Annotated in this window: 16 protein-coding genes; 10 read left to right on the top strand and 6 right to left on the bottom strand. The window is 34.8% G+C overall.

Annotation, left to right across the window (positions count from 1 at the left end):
- Positions 1-318: 318 nt before the first annotated feature.
- A complete protein-coding gene (locus tag JNUCC74_RS14660; protein ID WP_454065917.1) occupies positions 319-567 on the bottom strand; it encodes an NUDIX hydrolase in 249 nt (82 codons plus the stop codon).
- Positions 568-1,111: 544 nt separating this feature from the next.
- Positions 1,112-1,447, bottom strand: coding sequence for a DUF3899 domain-containing protein (locus JNUCC74_RS14655; protein ID WP_454065916.1), 336 nt, complete (start codon positions 1,445-1,447; stop codon positions 1,112-1,114).
- A 491-nt stretch (positions 1,448-1,938) separates the two neighbouring features.
- Here JNUCC74_RS14655 and JNUCC74_RS14650 point away from each other — a divergent pair, with 491 nt between their 5' ends.
- The 5 genes from JNUCC74_RS14650 to JNUCC74_RS14630 all read left to right on the top strand — a co-directional run bounded on the left by JNUCC74_RS14650 (position 1,939) and on the right by JNUCC74_RS14630 (position 7,975).
- Positions 1,939-3,639 carry a peptide ABC transporter substrate-binding protein gene (locus JNUCC74_RS14650; RefSeq protein ID WP_454065915.1) on the top strand — a complete coding sequence of 567 codons (1,701 nt, stop codon included), beginning with the start codon at positions 1,939-1,941 and terminating at the stop codon, positions 3,637-3,639.
- Positions 3,640-4,001: 362 nt separating this feature from the next.
- Positions 4,002-4,934, top strand: coding sequence for an oligopeptide ABC transporter permease (opp3b, locus tag JNUCC74_RS14645; RefSeq protein ID WP_454065914.1), 933 nt, complete (start codon positions 4,002-4,004; stop codon positions 4,932-4,934).
- A complete protein-coding gene (gene opp3C / locus JNUCC74_RS14640; RefSeq protein WP_454065913.1) occupies positions 4,931-5,950 on the top strand; it encodes an oligopeptide ABC transporter permease in 1,020 nt (339 codons plus the stop codon). The genes opp3b and opp3C overlap by 4 nt, the downstream gene beginning before the upstream one ends.
- Positions 5,951-5,974: 24 nt before the next feature.
- Positions 5,975-7,018, top strand: coding sequence for an ABC transporter ATP-binding protein (locus JNUCC74_RS14635; protein ID WP_454065912.1), 1,044 nt, complete (start codon positions 5,975-5,977; stop codon positions 7,016-7,018).
- A gap of 15 nt (positions 7,019-7,033) precedes the next feature.
- On the top strand, positions 7,034-7,975 hold the full coding sequence (locus tag JNUCC74_RS14630; protein ID WP_077318095.1) for an ABC transporter ATP-binding protein: 942 nt from the start codon (positions 7,034-7,036) through the stop codon (positions 7,973-7,975).
- A gap of 525 nt (positions 7,976-8,500) precedes the next feature.
- Here JNUCC74_RS14630 and iolG (JNUCC74_RS14625) read toward each other — a convergent pair.
- On the bottom strand, positions 8,501-9,526 hold the full coding sequence (iolG, locus tag JNUCC74_RS14625) for an inositol 2-dehydrogenase (protein ID WP_454065911.1): 1,026 nt from the start codon (positions 9,524-9,526) through the stop codon (positions 8,501-8,503).
- Between the two features lie 331 nt (positions 9,527-9,857).
- Between iolG (JNUCC74_RS14625) and iolG (JNUCC74_RS14620) the strand changes: the two genes are divergently transcribed.
- The 4 genes from iolG (JNUCC74_RS14620) (at position 9,858) to iolG (JNUCC74_RS14605) (ending at position 14,413) form a co-directional block, all read left to right on the top strand.
- Complete coding sequence (gene iolG / locus JNUCC74_RS14620; RefSeq protein WP_454065910.1) at positions 9,858-10,853, top strand: inositol 2-dehydrogenase; 996 nt, start codon at positions 9,858-9,860, stop codon at positions 10,851-10,853.
- A gap of 58 nt (positions 10,854-10,911) precedes the next feature.
- A complete protein-coding gene (locus JNUCC74_RS14615) occupies positions 10,912-12,282 on the top strand; it encodes a sugar porter family MFS transporter (protein WP_454065909.1) in 1,371 nt (456 codons plus the stop codon).
- Between the two features lie 66 nt (positions 12,283-12,348).
- Positions 12,349-13,374 carry a Gfo/Idh/MocA family oxidoreductase gene (locus JNUCC74_RS14610; RefSeq protein ID WP_454065908.1) on the top strand — a complete coding sequence of 342 codons (1,026 nt, stop codon included), beginning with the start codon at positions 12,349-12,351 and terminating at the stop codon, positions 13,372-13,374.
- 22 nt (positions 13,375-13,396) lie between these two features.
- Positions 13,397-14,413, top strand: a complete 1,017-nt coding sequence (iolG, locus tag JNUCC74_RS14605) for an inositol 2-dehydrogenase (RefSeq protein ID WP_454067905.1) — start codon at positions 13,397-13,399, stop codon at positions 14,411-14,413.
- Between the two features lie 613 nt (positions 14,414-15,026).
- Here the strand turns inward: iolG (JNUCC74_RS14605) and JNUCC74_RS14600 are convergent.
- Both JNUCC74_RS14600 and JNUCC74_RS14595 read right to left on the bottom strand, forming a co-directional pair.
- A complete protein-coding gene (locus JNUCC74_RS14600) occupies positions 15,027-15,923 on the bottom strand; it encodes a manganese catalase family protein (RefSeq protein WP_454065907.1) in 897 nt (298 codons plus the stop codon).
- Between the two features lie 15 nt (positions 15,924-15,938).
- Positions 15,939-16,160, bottom strand: a complete 222-nt coding sequence (locus JNUCC74_RS14595; protein WP_077318089.1) for a YuzF family protein — start codon at positions 16,158-16,160, stop codon at positions 15,939-15,941.
- Positions 16,161-16,763: 603 nt separating this feature from the next.
- Here JNUCC74_RS14595 and JNUCC74_RS14590 point away from each other — a divergent pair.
- The gene (locus JNUCC74_RS14590) at positions 16,764-17,087 is read left to right on the top strand and encodes a hypothetical protein (protein WP_454065906.1); all 324 of its coding nucleotides are present in this window, start codon (positions 16,764-16,766) and stop codon (positions 17,085-17,087) included.
- 132 nt (positions 17,088-17,219) lie between these two features.
- Here the strand turns inward: JNUCC74_RS14590 and JNUCC74_RS14585 are convergent, their stop codons facing one another.
- Positions 17,220-18,107, bottom strand: coding sequence for a LysR substrate-binding domain-containing protein (locus JNUCC74_RS14585; RefSeq protein ID WP_454065905.1), 888 nt, complete (start codon positions 18,105-18,107; stop codon positions 17,220-17,222).
- Positions 18,108-18,111: the final 4 nt, after the last annotated feature.

Here is an 18,111-nt window from a genome sequence, read left to right as displayed (position 1 = left end):
TTTACACAAAACTTTTTACGCTCTCACGCTTCCCCTAATTACAATCGTTCCCGTTACTTTAAGTATGTTTTTTCACAATGTCATCAGAGTTCACTTCAAAAGTTAATCACAGAGCCTCGCCACTCCTTTAATAGGAGTTTTATTCACCTACCACTCCTTGAAATACATAAGGAACTGATTTATCTAGCAAATATTTAATACCATTTTTATGATATGGCATCATTTCATCAGCTGTTTTTAAATTTACCCATCTTACTTCTGAAATAGTTACTGTATCCTGTATTGAAGTTTCACCGCTTATTATCCTTGCTTTAAATGTTATAAAAAAAGTGCATGATTGTCATCATTCGTCATAAAAGCTTCATTTACGGTAATGATGTGATCAATCTCAATAGTTAAACCAGTTTCTTCTTTAGCTTCGCGTATAGCTGCTTGTGATAAAGTTTCTCCTGGTTCAACAGATCCACCTGGTAAAGACCAATTATTATATTTAGTGTTTTTAACCATTAAAACTTTTTCTTGTATTTCATCATAAATAAGTGAATATACTACATCTACTCTTTTCATTAAACACACTCCTTGTACGTTTCTAATCTCATCATATTACAAAAGCGATTATACTTATTACGTAATCGGCCCCCGTTTGTACAATAATAAAACTACTTATTATAAGACTTTCCAATCTTCATAAGTTTTAGCTTCAATACCTAAATTTTTGATTTTTAACCATTTAAAAGCTTTTATAACAAGTAGTAAAGCATTACTCCAACTGCTGCCAAAAAACTACATAATTCAATATTAACACAATATTCCGAGTATATTTAAATTTTGGCAAAGAGAAACAAAATGAATTGGAGGGGAATGATACTAATTAACCCTGGAAAATATTTATCTGTATATCTATTGTTACACTACTGCTGTGTTTTATTTTCAACTCCACATTAACGGGCAGTAATACTCACTCCCAACTTAAGGTTTTAAACCATATAAGCCCGATTCGTTCAACTAACCATTCATGAAAAAAACTCATAGAGTGATATTTTTTAAGTTAGTAATATATGATAAAGCTTATTTTTACAAGTGAATGCCAGCTTGACCTTAAAATTTATTGCTAATTTTTATAAATAAATAATGATAACAGCGTCAATAATATTGCAAAAATACCGGTTGTAAATGGAAGAAAATAACTCTGTGGTATAAGTTGGGATAGAGGACGTCTGCCTGTATCGGTCAATTGACCGAAAATATGCTGAAAGCTGAAAAAAACGATATCAAAAAAACGCCCATTTATGACATAGCCTGTTAACGATATCAAAATAAGAATGGAACCAATGATAAAAGAAACATTTACATATGATAAAAGATCTATTCGCTTGTAAAATAGAACTGACAATAAAAAAATCAATGCTTGGGACATTCCAATCCAAATAAAGATTTTTTTAAACATTGGTATCCGCTCCTTTTATAAATATATATTTAAGTAAAAACTTTATCCCGTATGTAAGGTGCCATAAGACTCCCACTTCAAGAGTTTATTTGGTACAAAAGGGTCTAAGTGGTTGAAAACGGACCTAAATGCCCGATTCGTTCAGCTAACATTTCTTGGGAAAGGCATTCCAAGGAAATGAAGTTTCACTTTATAGTAAGCAGTTGCTTATTATATGATGATTACTTATAAATCAAACTACTATTTTTACTCGTGACGATTTAAAAAATATGGTAAGAAACGCATATATTGATATAAATTATAAATTAAATTTAAAAAAAGTCACTATTTTCTATCTAATATTTGTATTTTTTAAAAAATTCCGCGTAGATATAATAATAGTACACTTATAATACTTTTGTATTATTTATTAAATACAAAAAACATTTACAATTTAGAATATTAATGTATAATAAAATTGAAAAATAATAAAGAAAAGGGTGGTCAGATCAATGGTAAAGTCAAAAAAATTTATTATTTTTGCTTTTATGCTAATTTTAACCATGGTGCTATTTGCTTGTAGTGGGGGAGCTGACTCAAAAAGTAGTAACAATGATGGTGAAAGCAAAAAAGAATCTGCTAGTAGCGATTCCCCAGATAAACAAGTCTTTAATATGGTTGAAACAGCAGAAATTCCAACCGGAGACCCGTCTCTTGCGACAGATGCAGCAAGTTTTATTGTATTTGGGCAAACGTTAGAAGGACTTTATGTCTTAGATAAAGATGATAATCCGATCCCCGCAATTGCAGAAGGAGAGCCAGAAATAAGCGAAGATGGTAAGGTTTATACATTTAAATTGCGCGAAAATGCAAAATGGTCCAATGGAGATCCTGTTACGGCACATGATTTTGTATATTCCTGGCGGAGGGCACTCGACTCTGATACTGGATCAGAATATGCATATATGTTCTCAGGAGTTATTGAAAACGCTACCGATATAATGAATGGAGAAAAAGACCCGGAAGAATTAAATGTCGAAGCTGTTGATGATCATACATTAAAGTTGACATTGGAACAACCTGTTGAGTACTTAAAATCATTACTGGCATTTAGTACGTACCTTCCGCTTAATCAAAAATTTGTTGAGGAGAAAGGAGACAAATTTGGAACAAACAGCGACAATATGCTCGCAAACGGCCCATTTGTATTAACAGAGTGGGACGGATCAGGACTAAGCTGGAAATACGTGAAAAATGATAATTATTGGGATAAAGACAACGTAAGCTTAGATGAAGTAAATGTTCAAGTTGCCAAAGAGCCAAGTACGGCGGTTAATTTATTTGAAACAGACAAAGTGGATCGTACAGCACCATTAAATGCAGAATATGCAAGACAGTATAAAAATAATGAAGCTGCATCTACCTTTGAAGAAGGAAGCTCTTGGTATCTTAAGTTCAACCAGAAGCGTGACGGAAAAGATACTCCTTTAGCAAACGAAAATATCCGCAAGGCATTAGCCATGGCGTTTGATAAAAAGTCTTTTACTGAAACTGTACTGGCAAATGGCTCAATTCCTTCTGACGGCTATGTACCTAGAGGACTAGCAAAAAACCCTGAAACAGATCAAGATTTCCGTGAAGAGAGTGGCGATTTAATTTCATATGATTTAGAAAAAGCAAAGGAACATTGGGAAAAAGGCTTGAAAGAATTGGGTACGGATGAAATCACTCTTGATTACCTTAGTGATGATTCGGAAAACGCCAAAACAACAGCTGAATATTTTAAAAATCAACTGGAAACAAATCTTGAAGGTTTAACATTGAAATTGGCAAATGTTCCATTTAAAGTACGTTTGCAAAAAACATCAGACCAAGATTATGATGTCGTTATGCATGGCTGGGGACCGGATTATTTAGATCCAATGACTTTCCTTGATTTGTATGTCACAGATGGAACGAATAATAATACTGGTTATTCAAATGAAAAATATGACCAGCTCATCAATGATGCAAAAGTTAAATACGCGAATGACCCTGTAAAACGCTGGGAACTAATGCTAGAAGCTGAAAAACTTTTGATACAGGAAGATACGGTAGTTGCTCCTATTTATCAACGTGGCAGAATCGTTCTAATTAAACCATATGTCAAAGGTTTTGAAGAGCATTTATTTGGTTCGGATTATACGTTTAAGAACGTTTCTATCGAAAAGTAGAATGTACAAATTTTTAGAATAGGTAAATTGGAAAAAGGGGGTATTTCAATCATAAGTACTCTCTTTTCCTCATTTTTTTATGGATTTAAAGGAATTTTTTATACTATAGGAAAGTATAAAATTTTAGGCTTTATCCCCCATGTAAGGTGCCGTAAGATTCCGACTTAAGAGCCTTTAGTTGATACAAAGGGTCAAAGTGGAGAAAACGGCACCTAAATACCCGATTCGTTCAAACTAACATTCCGTGTAAAAAGCATTCCACGGAATGAAGTTTCACTTTATCGTATAAGAAAAACTACAGCTTTCGCTAAAGACTTGGTGACAAGCCAAGTTTTTCTAATCTGCCTTTAGGAGGAAATAGGATGGCAAAGTATATTACAAAACGAATAATCTATTTAATTATTACGTTATTTATTATAGCTTCAGCAACATTTTTTTTGATGAAGTTTTTGCCCGGAACTCCATTTCAAAATGAAGAAAAACTGTCCATGGAACAACGTGAAATTTTGAATGAAAAGTATGGTTTGGATGAGCCGATACCTGTACAATATGCGAATTATATGGTCAATATTTTAAAAGGTGATCTTGGAGTATCCTTTCAGTTCGACAATCAGCCAGTAACAAACCTCTTAAAAAATCGAATTGGTCCATCATTACAACTCGGTTTTCAAGCGATGTTTTTAGGAACTATAATTGGTATGATACTTGGAGTACTAGCAGCTATGTTTCAGAATACGTGGATTGATTATGGAAGCACGTTTTTGGCTGTTTTAGGAAAATCTATTCCATCCTTTGTTTTTGCTTCTGTTTTGCAATATATCGTAGGAGTGAAGCTTGAATTGCTTCCGGTTGCCTCTTGGAATGATTTTGCATCATCCATCATGCCTACTATATCATTAGCGATTTTTCCAATTGCAACAGCCGCTCGTTTTATGAGAACGGAAATGATTGAGGTTTTAGGTTCTGAATATATTATATTAGCAAAAGCAAAAGGTAATTCAAGAATAGAAGTATCATTTAAGCATGGCGTTCGTAATGCACTAATTCCTTTAATAACTGTGCTGGGGCCAATGGCAGTTGGTTTAATGACAGGTTCGATGGTTGTAGAAAAAATATTTTCAATTCCTGGAATTGGCGAACAATTTGTGAAATCAATTCAAACGAATGATTTTCCACTTATTATGGGAACAACATTATTTTTCGCTTTCTTGCTGACGGTAATTATTTTAGTAATAGATGTACTGTATGGCATCATTGATCCAAGGATTCGCTTGTCTGGGGGGGATCGATCATGATAAAAAACACAGGAGAAATAGAAAAACATTGGTTTGATCCTGCTCCAAAGGTCGATTTTGAAAGTGAGCGAATTGCTAAACCCCAAGTATCGATGTTTAAAGATGCTTGGCTCCGCGTGCGAAAGAATAAAGGCGCATTAATTAGTTTAGTTATTTTGTTTTTTATCATTGTGATGGCGATTATCGGACCGTATCTATCACCATTTGATGGTTATGAACAAAATGTTACCAGAGCTAATCTACCTCCAAGAATTCCCTTATTAGAGGATTGGGGAATATTTGATGGTAGTCAGGTAATCGGTGGTGTAGAGACAAATAAATATAAAGATCTTCATATTGATGAATATTACTGGTTTGGGACAGACGGTCTTGGCCGTGATTTGTTTACTCGGACTTGGTTGGGGACAAGAATTTCCTTATATATCGCTTTTTTAGCAGCACTTATTGATATGCTGATAGGTGTAATATACGGTTTAGTTTCAGGTTTTAAGGGCGGCAGAGTGGATAATGTAATGCAACGAATACTAGAAGTAATGTCAGGAATTCCTAATTTAATCGTTGTTATATTAATGATGTTAATCTTAGATCCGGGGGTACTCTCAATCACTATCGCTATGGTAATAACAGGTTGGATCGGAATGGCAAGAGTTGTAAGAGGACAAGTATTAAAGTTGAAAAATCAGGAATTCGTACTTGCTGCAAGAACATTGGGGGCTAAAAATAACAGACTACTTTTTAAGCATTTATTACCAAATCTATCAGGGGTTATCATTATTAATACAATGTTCACCATTCCAAGTGCTATTTTTTTTGAAGCTTTTTTAAGCTTTATTGGAATTGGCTTACAAGCACCTGAAGCCTCACTTGGTACACTAATCGAGGACGGATATAAAACATTTCAATTCTTACCTCATTTAATGATAATTCCATGTATTGTTATTTGTATTATTTTAATAACGTGTAATTTAATTGGTGACGGGCTGCGTGATGCTTTCGATCCTAAGATGCGTGATTAATATTAAATATTTTGAGGTGGTTATATGAATAAAATATTACAAGTTAAGGATCTCCATGTATCGTTCCATACGTTTGCAGGAGAAGTGCAAGCGGTCAGGGGCGTTCATTTCGATTTATATGAAGGGGAGACTCTTGCTATTGTAGGAGAATCAGGCTCCGGTAAATCAGTAACAATCAAATCTATCATGCAATTGTTGCCACAAAGAAATTCAGAAATAAAAGCTGGAGAAATCATATTTAATGATACAGATATTGTGAAAGCATCAGAAAAACAAATGCAAAAAATACGAGGAAAAGACATTTCAATGATTTTTCAAGATCCAATGACGTCTCTTAATCCGACAATGACGATTGGTAAACAGATCATGGAGCCACTATTTAAGCATCGTAAGCTGAGCAAGACAGAAGCAAAAGAACGTATGCTACAGCTATTAGAGTTAGTAGGTATTCCCCAACCGGAAATACGCATGAAACAATACCCGCATCAATTTTCTGGAGGAATGAGGCAGCGGGTTGTCATAGCTATTGCACTTGCTTGTGCTCCAAAAGTACTGATTGCGGATGAACCGACTACGGCTTTAGATGTTACGATACAAGGACAAATCTTAGATTTAATGAAAGAACTGCAACAGCGCTTTGAGACTTCGATTATTTTTATTACACATGATTTAGGTATTGTTGCAAATGTTGCAGATCGAGTAGCAGTTATGTATGGAGGAAAAATTGTGGAAATTGGTACAGTAGATGAAATATATTATAATCCGCAGCATCCCTACACTTGGGGGTTAATTAGCTCCATGCCTAATCTGGATACGAAGGAGGAAGAACTGTATGTCATTCCAGGGACACCTCCGGATATGCTGAATCCACCAAAGGGTGATGCGTTTGCTCCTAGAAATAACTATGCAATGAAAATTGATTTTGAAGAAGAGCCACCGATGTTTAAAATATCAGATACCCATTATGCTGCTACATGGTTATTACACCCTAATGCACCTAAAATAGAGCCCCCTTTGGTTATCAAAGAAAGAATGAATAGATTTTTAGAAAAAAAATTAGTTCGTTAATGAGGGGAGAATGGCATGGAAGAATTAGAAAAATTAATTGAAGTAAAGAATTTAAAGCAGTATTTTAATATTGGAAAGCCGAAAGAAGTTCGTGCTGTCGATGGTATTACATTTGATATTTACAAAGGAGAGACACTGGGGCTTGTCGGGGAATCAGGATGTGGAAAGTCAACAACTGGCAGAACCATGATTCGCTTATATAATGCAACAGCTGGGAAAGTGCTTTACAAAGGGGAAAACGTTCATGGGAAAAAATCTAAATCCCAGCTTAAATCATTTAATCGAAAGATGCAGATGATTTTTCAAGATCCTTATGCATCTTTAAATCCTAGAATGAAGATATCGGATATAATTGCAGAAGGTATTGATATCCATGGGCTTGCCAAGTCAAGTAAAGAGCGGATGGAAAAGGTCTATTCACTTTTAGAAACGGTTGGCTTAAATCGTGAACATGCAAATCGCTTTCCGCATGAATTTTCCGGAGGTCAAAGACAAAGAATAGGAATTGCAAGAGCATTAGCAGTAGAACCTGAATTTATTATTGCAGATGAACCAATATCGGCGTTAGATGTATCGATTCAAGCTCAAGTGGTTAATTTACTAAAAAAATTACAAAAAGAAAAACAATTAACCTACCTATTTATTGCTCATGATCTTTCCATGGTTAAATATATAAGTGATCGTATTGGTGTTATGTACCAAGGTAAATTGGTGGAACTTGCACCTGCGGAAGATTTGTATCATAGTCCGCTACATCCCTACACACAGTCCTTACTTTCTGCAATTCCTCTTCCTGATCCTGATTATGAACGTACCCGTGTGCGTAAGACATATGATCCAAGTTTACATCATGATGCAGGAGAAGAAGTAAAAATGAGAGAAATAGCTCCAGGACATTTTGTGAATTGTACAGAAGACGAATTTATACAATATAAAAAAGCATATACTCGAAAATAAACAAAAAATATCTTCAATCATTTTAATAAATCGGTGAATTTAAATAATTCACCGATTAAGTTCTTTTCTATTCATTGATTACTACATTTCTGAATCCAATTTTTACATGTAGACTTATAGAGAGTCTACCCGTATGCTCTGCAAGATTTTTCGGCTTTTAGCTGAGCCATACCTGCATGGCAAAACCTTTCATTTAATTTCATATCGTATAGGGTTTTAATCGCAAAATATCTTATTAGGACTCTGTAAGTCAGCGTGGTACTAAGCTATCTGGATATGAAACGAAATATGGAGTAACGAGGCATCTTTATAATTTTCGACTGTAGTTTTTGTTAAGATACTTTTCACCATTTTGCAAAGGTCGTTAGGTAAATGAAAGTAAATGAAAGATCCTATTTAAAGTAAAAAACCCGTATAAGTGACACATTTTAGTTATGTCCTTTATACGAGTAGTTTTCAAACATTAGAGGATATTTTACATTTTCTCTTAAACTGTAAGGGTAAAGTTCACTTTTTCCTGCCTTTTTATAGTTGGTTGTTGATTTGAACTGGTTTTCCAGTTTTTAATGATTCTAAGCCGGCAGCAGCGGCGCGTTGTGCCAAAATAACATCTTCAATCGAGCATACTACTGGTTTGTTGTTAACAATCGAATCAATGAATTGTTCTAATTCAGAAATATATGCATGTTCATAACGATCCATAAAAATTGGTAATGGATTTTTATTGCTTTGGCTATCTTTGTTGTAATATTCTACAGTAGATTCGTTGACATTTTCTACTTTTAACATTCCTTCTGAACCAAAAACTTCTACTCGCACATCATATCCATAAACAGCTTGACGGCTATTGTCGATTAGACCGAAAGCACCATTTTCAAATTCAAGTACTAACGCCAATGTGTCAATATCATCCACCGTTTTTAATTCTGGTTCAATCAATATACCACCTTTTGCATACACTTCTTTAATATTGCTGTCCATCATATAACGAGCCATATCAAAATCATGCATCGTGAAGTCAACTAACAGGCCACCAATTCGTTTGATTAGATCAATAGGAATAACAAACGGATCACGAGAAGTAATTTTTAAAATTTGTGGATCTCCAATTTTGCCTTCTTGAATTTGGTTATAAGCGGCTCGATATTGTTTGTCCATGCGGCGATTAAATCCTACTTGGAATTTAATATCCGCATCTTTTACTAGATGATAAACTTTTAAGCTTTCTGTTTCGTCGGTTACATTTGTATCTAAAGGTTTCTCACAGAAGATATGGATCTTTTTGGGATGCTTTAGAATATACTGGCACATTTCCGTATGAAGATCTGTTGGGGAAGCAACAACGATAGCATCCATCTCTTCTTCATCTAACATTTTTTTGTAATCCTTATACGTGTTTTTAAAACCTAGCTCCTTTGCAGTAGCAAGTTGCTCATCATCTAATGCACAAGCAGCAACGGGTTCAAGTTGATTGCTTAAAGCAGCAATATGTTTTGCATGTTCCATCCCCATGCGCCCTAGTCCAATGATACTCATTTTTAGTTTACTCATCATGTTCCCTCCAAATAATTCATAGTTAAAGCCGCATACATAGATAACGTTTACAAAAAGATAATAGTATAATTTAGTAGATTAGTCAATAAAAAAACCAAAAAATATTACAAGAAACAACAAACATTTAATCAAAATGAATCAAAAATATGATATTAATTTCAAAAAATGATTGAAATATTACCAACAAGAGGTTAAAATGTACTTGTAATCTACAACAAATCATTTTAATGATTTAGGTTTGAGTTGGTGATAATTAAAAGAGAGTACGAAGAAGTAATTGGTGAAAAGAAAAAACATGAATGGAATATAGGAAAGGAGGAATTAGCAAATGCAAAAAATAAGTATTGGAATTATTGGCTTTGGAAGAATCGGTAATGTTCATTTGCAAAATTTATTACGAAATAATAGATATACGGTTAAATATGTTTGTGATATAAAGCCAATAGGTGATTTTAACAAAAAATATCCGGAAATCACATATGTTCAAGATTATCATGAAATTTTGCAAGACCAAGAAGTGGATGCTGTTTTAATCGGTACGCCAACGAATCTTCATCCAGAAATGATCATGGAGGCAGCAAAAGCCGAAAAGCATATTTTATGTGAGAAGCCGATCGGATTTGATTTACACGCAATTATGGATGCTTATCATGAAGTACAACAACATGATATTATTTTTCAATTAGGGTTTAATCGTCGTTTTGATGATGACTTTTTGAATATCCGTAATCAAATAGAAAAAATCGGTAAACCACAAATTTTGAAAATAACCTCAAGGGACCCAGAAGTGCCGCCAATTGAATATGTAAAAAATTCAGGTGGAATCTTTATGGATATGGCTATCCATGATTTTGATATGGCTCGTTACATGTTTGGTGAAGTAGAAGAAGTTTATGTGAATGGTGCTACTTTAATTAATCCTGAAATATCTAAATATGGAGATATCGATACAGCAATTATATCTTTAAAATTTGAAAACGATTCAATTGGTGTTATTGATAACAGCCGACAAGCCGTTTATGGCTATGATCAAAGATTAGAAGTTTTTGGTTCAGAAGGAATGTTGCATAATACAAATCATTTAAATCATAATACTACTTTTTCTGCTAGACAGGGAGTTCAATTAGAAAAACCGATGTACTTCTTTTTAGAGAGGTATAAACAGTCTTATGCGACGGAAATGGAATATTTTGCTGACTCTATTCTAACTAACACACCCATTGCCTGCACCATAACAGATGGTATTATGGCGGTGAAAATTGCCCAGGCAGCTGCTGAATCTTTTGCGACGGGAAAGGCAGTTTCAGTAAAAAAAGATTTTTAACGGTCTATTCTAAACTAAAATGTGAAATGTTGAGCATTAAGAGAAAGAGGTGGATATGTTGTCGAAAACAATATCAAAGACGAATTTAATGACAGTTGCTCTTATTGTTACTATCGGCGGGTTGCTATTTGGTTACAATACAGGGGTAGTTAATGGAGCATTAACCTTTATAGAAAAAGACTTAGGCATTGATGCTTTGCAAAAAGGTATGATCTCTTCTGCTGTTACTTTGTCGGCGGCATTTGGTGCTGTATTTGGCGGGAGCATAAGTGACCGGATTGGTCGAAAAAAAACATTGCGTATGATTGCCTGGATTTTCTTGGTCGGAGCTTTAGGGTGTGGAGTTTCCACAAGCTTTACTATGCTAGTTTCTGCACGTTTCTTTTTAGGCTTAGCTGTAGGGTCTGCTTCCGCAGTAATTCCATTGTATCTTGGGGAAATATCCTCTGCTAGTAAACGTGGGAAAATGGTTGGTTTAAACCAAGTTATGATTGTAGGCGGACAATTCCTTGCTTTTTTACTTAATGCAATTCTGGGCAATATGTTTATGGAAAATGTCGAGATCTGGAAAGTAATGATGGGACTTGCTATTGTTCCAGCCATAATCATGATTATTGGGATGACAAAGGTGTTTGAATCACCAAAATGGCTAGTGAAAAATGGAAAATTACAACAGGCTATTGAAATTATAAAATCAATTTACCAAGAGGATCAAGAACAGGCTGATGAGATTGAAAAATTAAAGCAGTTAGAAGACGATGCGAAGGAAAAAACGCAGGCGAAAGGGAAAATTCCTGGATGGGCGTTAAAAGTTCTTATTATTGGCTGTCTTCTAGGAGTAATTCAACAATTTGCTGGTATTAATTCCATTATGTACTACGGTGCAGAAGTTCTTCATACGTATGGATTTGGTGAAAGTGCTTCACTAATCTTTAATGTGTTAAATGGTGTGATGTCTGTTGTTGCTTCAATAGTAGGAATGAGCATTGTAGATAAAATGGGTCGTAAAAAATTAGAAAACACTGGTTTATTGATTTGCGCAACTTCTTTAATCCTGGTAGGTGTATTATCTGGTATTTTAACCGGTCAAAGCTATGCACCATATGTGATCATGATTTTAATTTTTATTTATATTTTTGCTTTCCAGGGTGCTGTTGGTCCTGTAACTTGGATCTTAATTTCAGAAATTTTCCCAGCAAAATATCGAGGCTCCTTTTCTGGAATTGCAGTATTTGTATTATGGATTGCTAACTTCTGCGTAGGACTTTTCTTTCCAGTGTTGGTTGAAAGTATCGGTATTAATACAACCTTCTATGCTTTTGCCGCATGTGCAATAATCGGGGTCATTATCGTATCCACAATGATTCCTGAAACGAAAGGAAAAACATTAGAAGAAATTGAAGGATTTTTTAACAGCAATGCTTCTTGAGTAATCAATCTTGAATGATCAAGTTTAATTTAATATTAAAACTCACATAGAGAAGGAGTGTCTTTCATGGAAAAAGTTAACGTTGGCGTCATTGGTTTAGGTCGCTTAGGTATGGTTCATGCTGATCATTTAGTAAATTTAATTAGTGATGCAAATGTATTGGCTGTTTGTACTTTGGATCAATCTCAACTAGATTATGCGAAAGAAAATTTTGGCGTTAACACATACCAAAATTATAAAGAAATGATTGACAAAGAAGATATCGATGCAGTTGTCATAGTAGCTCCAACTGGCTTCCATCCGGAGATGACGAAATATGCATTAGATGCTGGCAAGCATGTTTTTTGTGAAAAGCCATTAGGATTGGATATGCCGGAAGTAAAAGAAATGGCTAAGCATATTAAAGCACATCCGGATAAAGTTTTTCAGCTAGGCTTTATGCGTCGCTTTGATGAGTCTTATCGTCATGCGAAAGAATTAGTGGATAATAAACAGATTGGCGATATCATTTATATTCGTGCTTATGGCATTGATCCAATTTCTGGAATGGAAAGCTTCACTAAATTTGCAACAGATAACGATAGCGGTGGTATCTTTGTAGATATGTGTATTCATGATATTGATCTAATCCGCTGGTATACAGGAATGGACCCAGTACAAACATGGTCATTAGGTAATAATATTGCCGCACCACAACTAAAAGAAATTGGCGAATTTGAGACGGGAGTAGCAACGTTAAAATTTGATAATGGCATGGTAGCTACTTTAATTGGCGGACGCCATGCAGCACATGGCAACCAAGTAGAAATGGAAATTATGGGCTCTCATGGTTGGATTCGAATCGCTCAAGAACCGGAAAAAGATTTTGTAACGTTGTTTACCGATGCTGGAGTTGTACGTCCAAGCATGCAAAGCTTTTCTGAAAGGTTTGAACAAGCGTTTATTACTGAATTAAAAGACTTTATTAACAATGTTAAAGCTAATCGTCAATCAGACATCTCTGTAGAAGATGGAGTAAAAGCATTACAGATTGCCAAGGCCTGCAAAGAGTCCGCAGAAACTGGTGAAATTGTCAACATTGTTTTAGTTTGAGGAGGAATATAGTTTGAAAAAGATGAATTGTGGAGTAATCGGTGCAGGACGTGTTGGGATGATGCACATCCGAAATATTATAACCATTCCTGAAGTTAACATTTTAGGAGTAGCAGAACTATTTATTGACCATGTCAAAGACGAATTACATGAACTGGGGATTATGAATACGTACAAAGATTATCATGAATTATTGGAAGACAAAGATATTGAAGCGGTATTTGTATTTACATCTACAGACAGTCACGAAGAAATTGTTACCGCCGCAGCAAAAGCAGGAAAACATATTTTCTGTGAGAAACCACTGAGCATGGACGTAAATGAAGAAGCTAGTCTTAATGTGTTAAGAGCGGTGAAAGAAAATGGGGTAAAATTACAAATAGGCTTCAACCGTCGGATTGATAGACAATTCCGTGACGTGTTTGAAAAAGTTAGAGCTGGTAAAATTGGAGATCCGCAAATTGTGAAAATTACCTCTCGCGACCCAGATTTACTTCCACATGACTTGATTAAACGTATTGGTGGATTACTATTCGATTTCACCATGCATGACTTTGATATGGCTCGTTATATGATGGACAGCAATGTTACCGAAGTTTATGCTAAAGGTGGAACCTTAATTGATCCAACGCTTCAAGAAATAAATGACGTCGATACGATTGCAATTGTTTTGCAATTTGAAAATGGCACATTTGGGTTAATTGATAATAGTCGTAGAGCGGTGTATGGGTACGATCAGCGTGTAGAAGTATTCGGATCAGAGGGAATGCTCAAAGCGGAAAATGTTAACAATTCCACAGTCGAATATTACAGTAAGGAAGATACGAGCTTTACAAAACCACTTCCAATCTTTACAGAACGTTATAGAGAGGCTTATATTGCTGAAATGCGCTTCTTTATTGATGCATTACTAAATGATGGTCCGCTTTTAGCTACTGGGGAAGACGTAATTATGGCTCAACGAGTAGCCGTCGCTGCTCAAAAATCGCTAGAAACAGGATTACCAGTAAAAGTTGATACGACATTGCCAAAAATTTAGTTCCAGATAATTTTGCGATCAATTGGAATATTAGTCCATTATTCGATTCCACCTAGTTTAAATATAGAAATAACATAATAATACCTTCAGCTGAAAAATAACCACGGAGATTTTCCATGGTTATTTTGTTTGTGGATAAATAGGGATAAGGATTCGATTTAAGAATATTTTCATACGGTAAAATAAAAGAAACGAGGTTTTACAATCCATGTACATGCTGCTAAATAAAATTGTATACTATTATTGTTTTTGGCTACGAGATTATCAATGAGATAATTTTTGTAATTAATTTTAGCCCTATTGGCTTCAGCACTAAGCCACTTGAGATTGACTTACTTTTTTTCTCAGTTTGCCCGTCGCTTATCAAATGCTTTCAGCTTTTATTCTACTATAGAAAAGTATAAAATTTTAGGGTTTATCCCGCATGTAAGGTGCCGTAAGACTCCCACTTAAAATCTTGAGTTGATACAAAAGGTCAAAGTGGGAGAAAACGGCACCTAAATGCCCGATTCGTTTAAGGGCCTTTAGGTCATACCATTAAGGTACTAACATTCAGTAGGAGATGGAAGAAAACTCCTACTGAATGAAGTTTATGTTGATTTCCCGTTATATGTTATAGGTTTTCCAATAAGCGTTTGGCGATCTTTTTATAATCATCTTTATCAATCCCCGGAGCAAACTCCTCAGGTAAGGCATCTAAATTTGGAATTGGTGCGCCTTTTGGTGCCCCTTCTTTAACAACTAGTTTTTCTCCGTTTTCCGGATTCGTTCCTTTCCATATTTGTCGGATATCTGTGTAATCGCCAACATCGTTCCAAGTATATAGTACGTTAGCTAACCCTTGCTGTTCAAATTTCCGGGCATGGTCAAACTTCGTATTAGATAAATCAGGAACGGGGACCATTTTTTCTACATTTACTCCTGTTGCAATTTCTAAAGCTTTTGCAAATGCCAAAATATGTGTACCGCCCCGAACTAATAAATATCCAATCATTTCTCTGGCCGTTTCATGTTCCGTCATTTCATAGACGCGCATTTTATGGGTACGTGCACCAATTTCCAGAAAGAAATTATGCAGTAAGTCCAAAACAAGATTGCCACTGTTAAATACATTGTCTCCTGTCCAAGTACGTCCCATTGAATCCCCGGCTAAAGCAGTTTGTGCAGTAACAATAAAATGGTAGGTATTACGACTATCCTTTCCCGTACGGAGTGGTGTAGTATCTGGATCACCTGTGTAAAATGTATTTCCTTTAGATAAAAGATTGATCGTGTTGGAGACGAGTTCAACGTGCCCGAATTCTTCAGCTGTAATGCTGGCTACTAAATCATAAAACGGTTTGAGCTTATTTTTTTGCCGAAAATTAAAGGATTGAAACATATAATTATTTAATGTTGACATTTCGCCATACTTACCGCCTAATAACTCTTGTACAGCAGCTGCTGCGTTAGGGTCACCGTGTTCTGGTACAGGAAGTTCAATTGCCATTCGATTTTCACGCTTAAACAATGGTACACCCTCCTTCTATGCTTTAGGAATAAACCAAACGATTTGTTGTGTACGAATAAAGAAAGAAGAGCCACCTGATTTCATCACAACATGATCTGGCATTACCGTTTTTAGCTTACCAGTAACGCTTCCTTTTGTTGTTTGTATAATTAATTGTGAACCTGTAATGGACTGTAAGGCTTGATAGATATAAGGATCAAAATGGCTAACAAAAGATGATGGCGTCTGTCCATTCATGCTTCTATTCCTCCTTAATAAGACATCACTATATAAGGCTATGACTTTGAATAGTCCTTTATTCATAAGGACAAGTAAAAATATATATTCTAAAAATATATTAAAAATCTGGTTGTATAAAGCATTATAGAAAATTAGATTTCAGTTTATCCTAAATCTAAGATGCCATAGATCCTAACTTCAGAAGTTATAGCTACGAACTTGGAAAAATGCCCAATTCGTTAGACCTGAAAAAGAAAGCTTTGATAATATACTGTAGCATTTCAAGAACATTGAAAGTACCCTCATTTATGGAAAAAGCATCCTTAAATGAAAGTTCATTTATGGAAGTAAAAACTAGCGGAAATGCAAGGAGGAGTTTGAAGTAGTTTCAAATTTGGCTTAGACTTTGACAGGGATATTTACTATACTAAAAGAAAATATTCGATTGAAGAGGAGGACAGAGACTGATTACAACGTATGATGGGAAAAATGTGAAGAATATGTAAATGAATAGTTTTATAATTGGAATAGTTGAGCAAAAAGTGGCTAGTACTTAAAGCAGTTATATTGTTTTTGGTATGTAAACTAATAGTTTATCAATAATAATAAAAAGGAGAAAAAATGTACACGTATGAAGGATTTGAACAATTCGGGACATTTACCTTATTAAGGCCTATTTTTATAACATTTTTATCTGCTACCATTATCTTATTAAGTTTATTGCTATTTGAGCGCACAAAGAAATATATAAATGCATTTACTGTTTTTAGTTTATCCATACTATTAATCATTGCTTCTGTACAGCTTATGTTTTACGATGCAATTATTACGGATGAGCTTAACTTAAGTGGAGATACTGTTTCTTTTTTTATATGTTTAGGGGTTGTTGGAATTAGCTTAGTCAATATAGTCGTTTACTTCAAGACTAAACAAAGTAACGGATAAATTTAATAAACTTATAAATCAAGCCATTGAAGTACGCAATTGGGCCTCAAGATTTAAAAAAGAATCACTCATTTAAACTTATTAAACGTTCATTCGTTGATTTTATAAATCAACGAATGAACGTTTTTGATTTTAGTCAACACGATAAGCTTCTGACATATTAATAAACGAGCGTACTGAATAAGGTAAGTATTTGTTTTTCTTCCATATCATTGCCAGTTCAAGATGTACCGCTGGTTGTTTAAACGAAATGGCAATCACATCATGATGCGTAAGTTGCTGGCAAATTTTACTTGGTAACAGTGCCACTCCTAATTTTGCTTCTACCATTTCAATCATAAAGTCTCTTTGTGAGCTTTTACATACAATATTTGGTTCAAAGCCGTGTTTTCTACAAGCTTCAACAATTCTATCGTAGAGAGAAAAATCTTGTTGATATAGGACAAACGGCTGGTTTTCCAAATCTCTAAATTCAATAGTCGTTCTCTTAGCTAATGGATGATCCTTTTGTACGACAAGCTTTAATGGATCGTTTAACAATTTAATAATTTCAAAATTTTTCTTTTGCACAGGGATATTACAGATTAATCCAATATCAAGATCACCACTATGAATGCCCTGCTTAATTGTATTACTGCCAACTTCATTTAATTCAATATTAAAATTTGGATATGCTTCTTTGTATTTGCTAATCAATTTTGAAAAGAATGTAGCGCCAATAATTGGAGGGATGCCGATTTTAATTTCTCCCTTTTTTAAATGCATCACATCATCTAATTCAGAAGTTAAATTATTATAGGCATCAAGAAATTGACGAGCATTAATTAAAAATGCTTTCCCGGCATCGGTGAGATCAATTTGCTTACCTCCGCGATAAAACAATAAAACTCCAAGTTCAGTTTCTAAGTTTTTTATTGTTTTACTCAATGAGGGCTGAGAGATATGAAGCTCAGCGGCTGCTTTTGTGAAATTTTTTTGTTTGGAAACTTCTACAAAATACTCTACTTGGCGAATATCCACGATA

The sequence above is a fragment of the Cerasibacillus sp. JNUCC 74 genome, assembly GCF_053667775.1.
The sequence above is the reverse complement of the archived record's forward strand: the minus strand, read 5'-3'. Positions and strand labels throughout refer to the sequence as shown.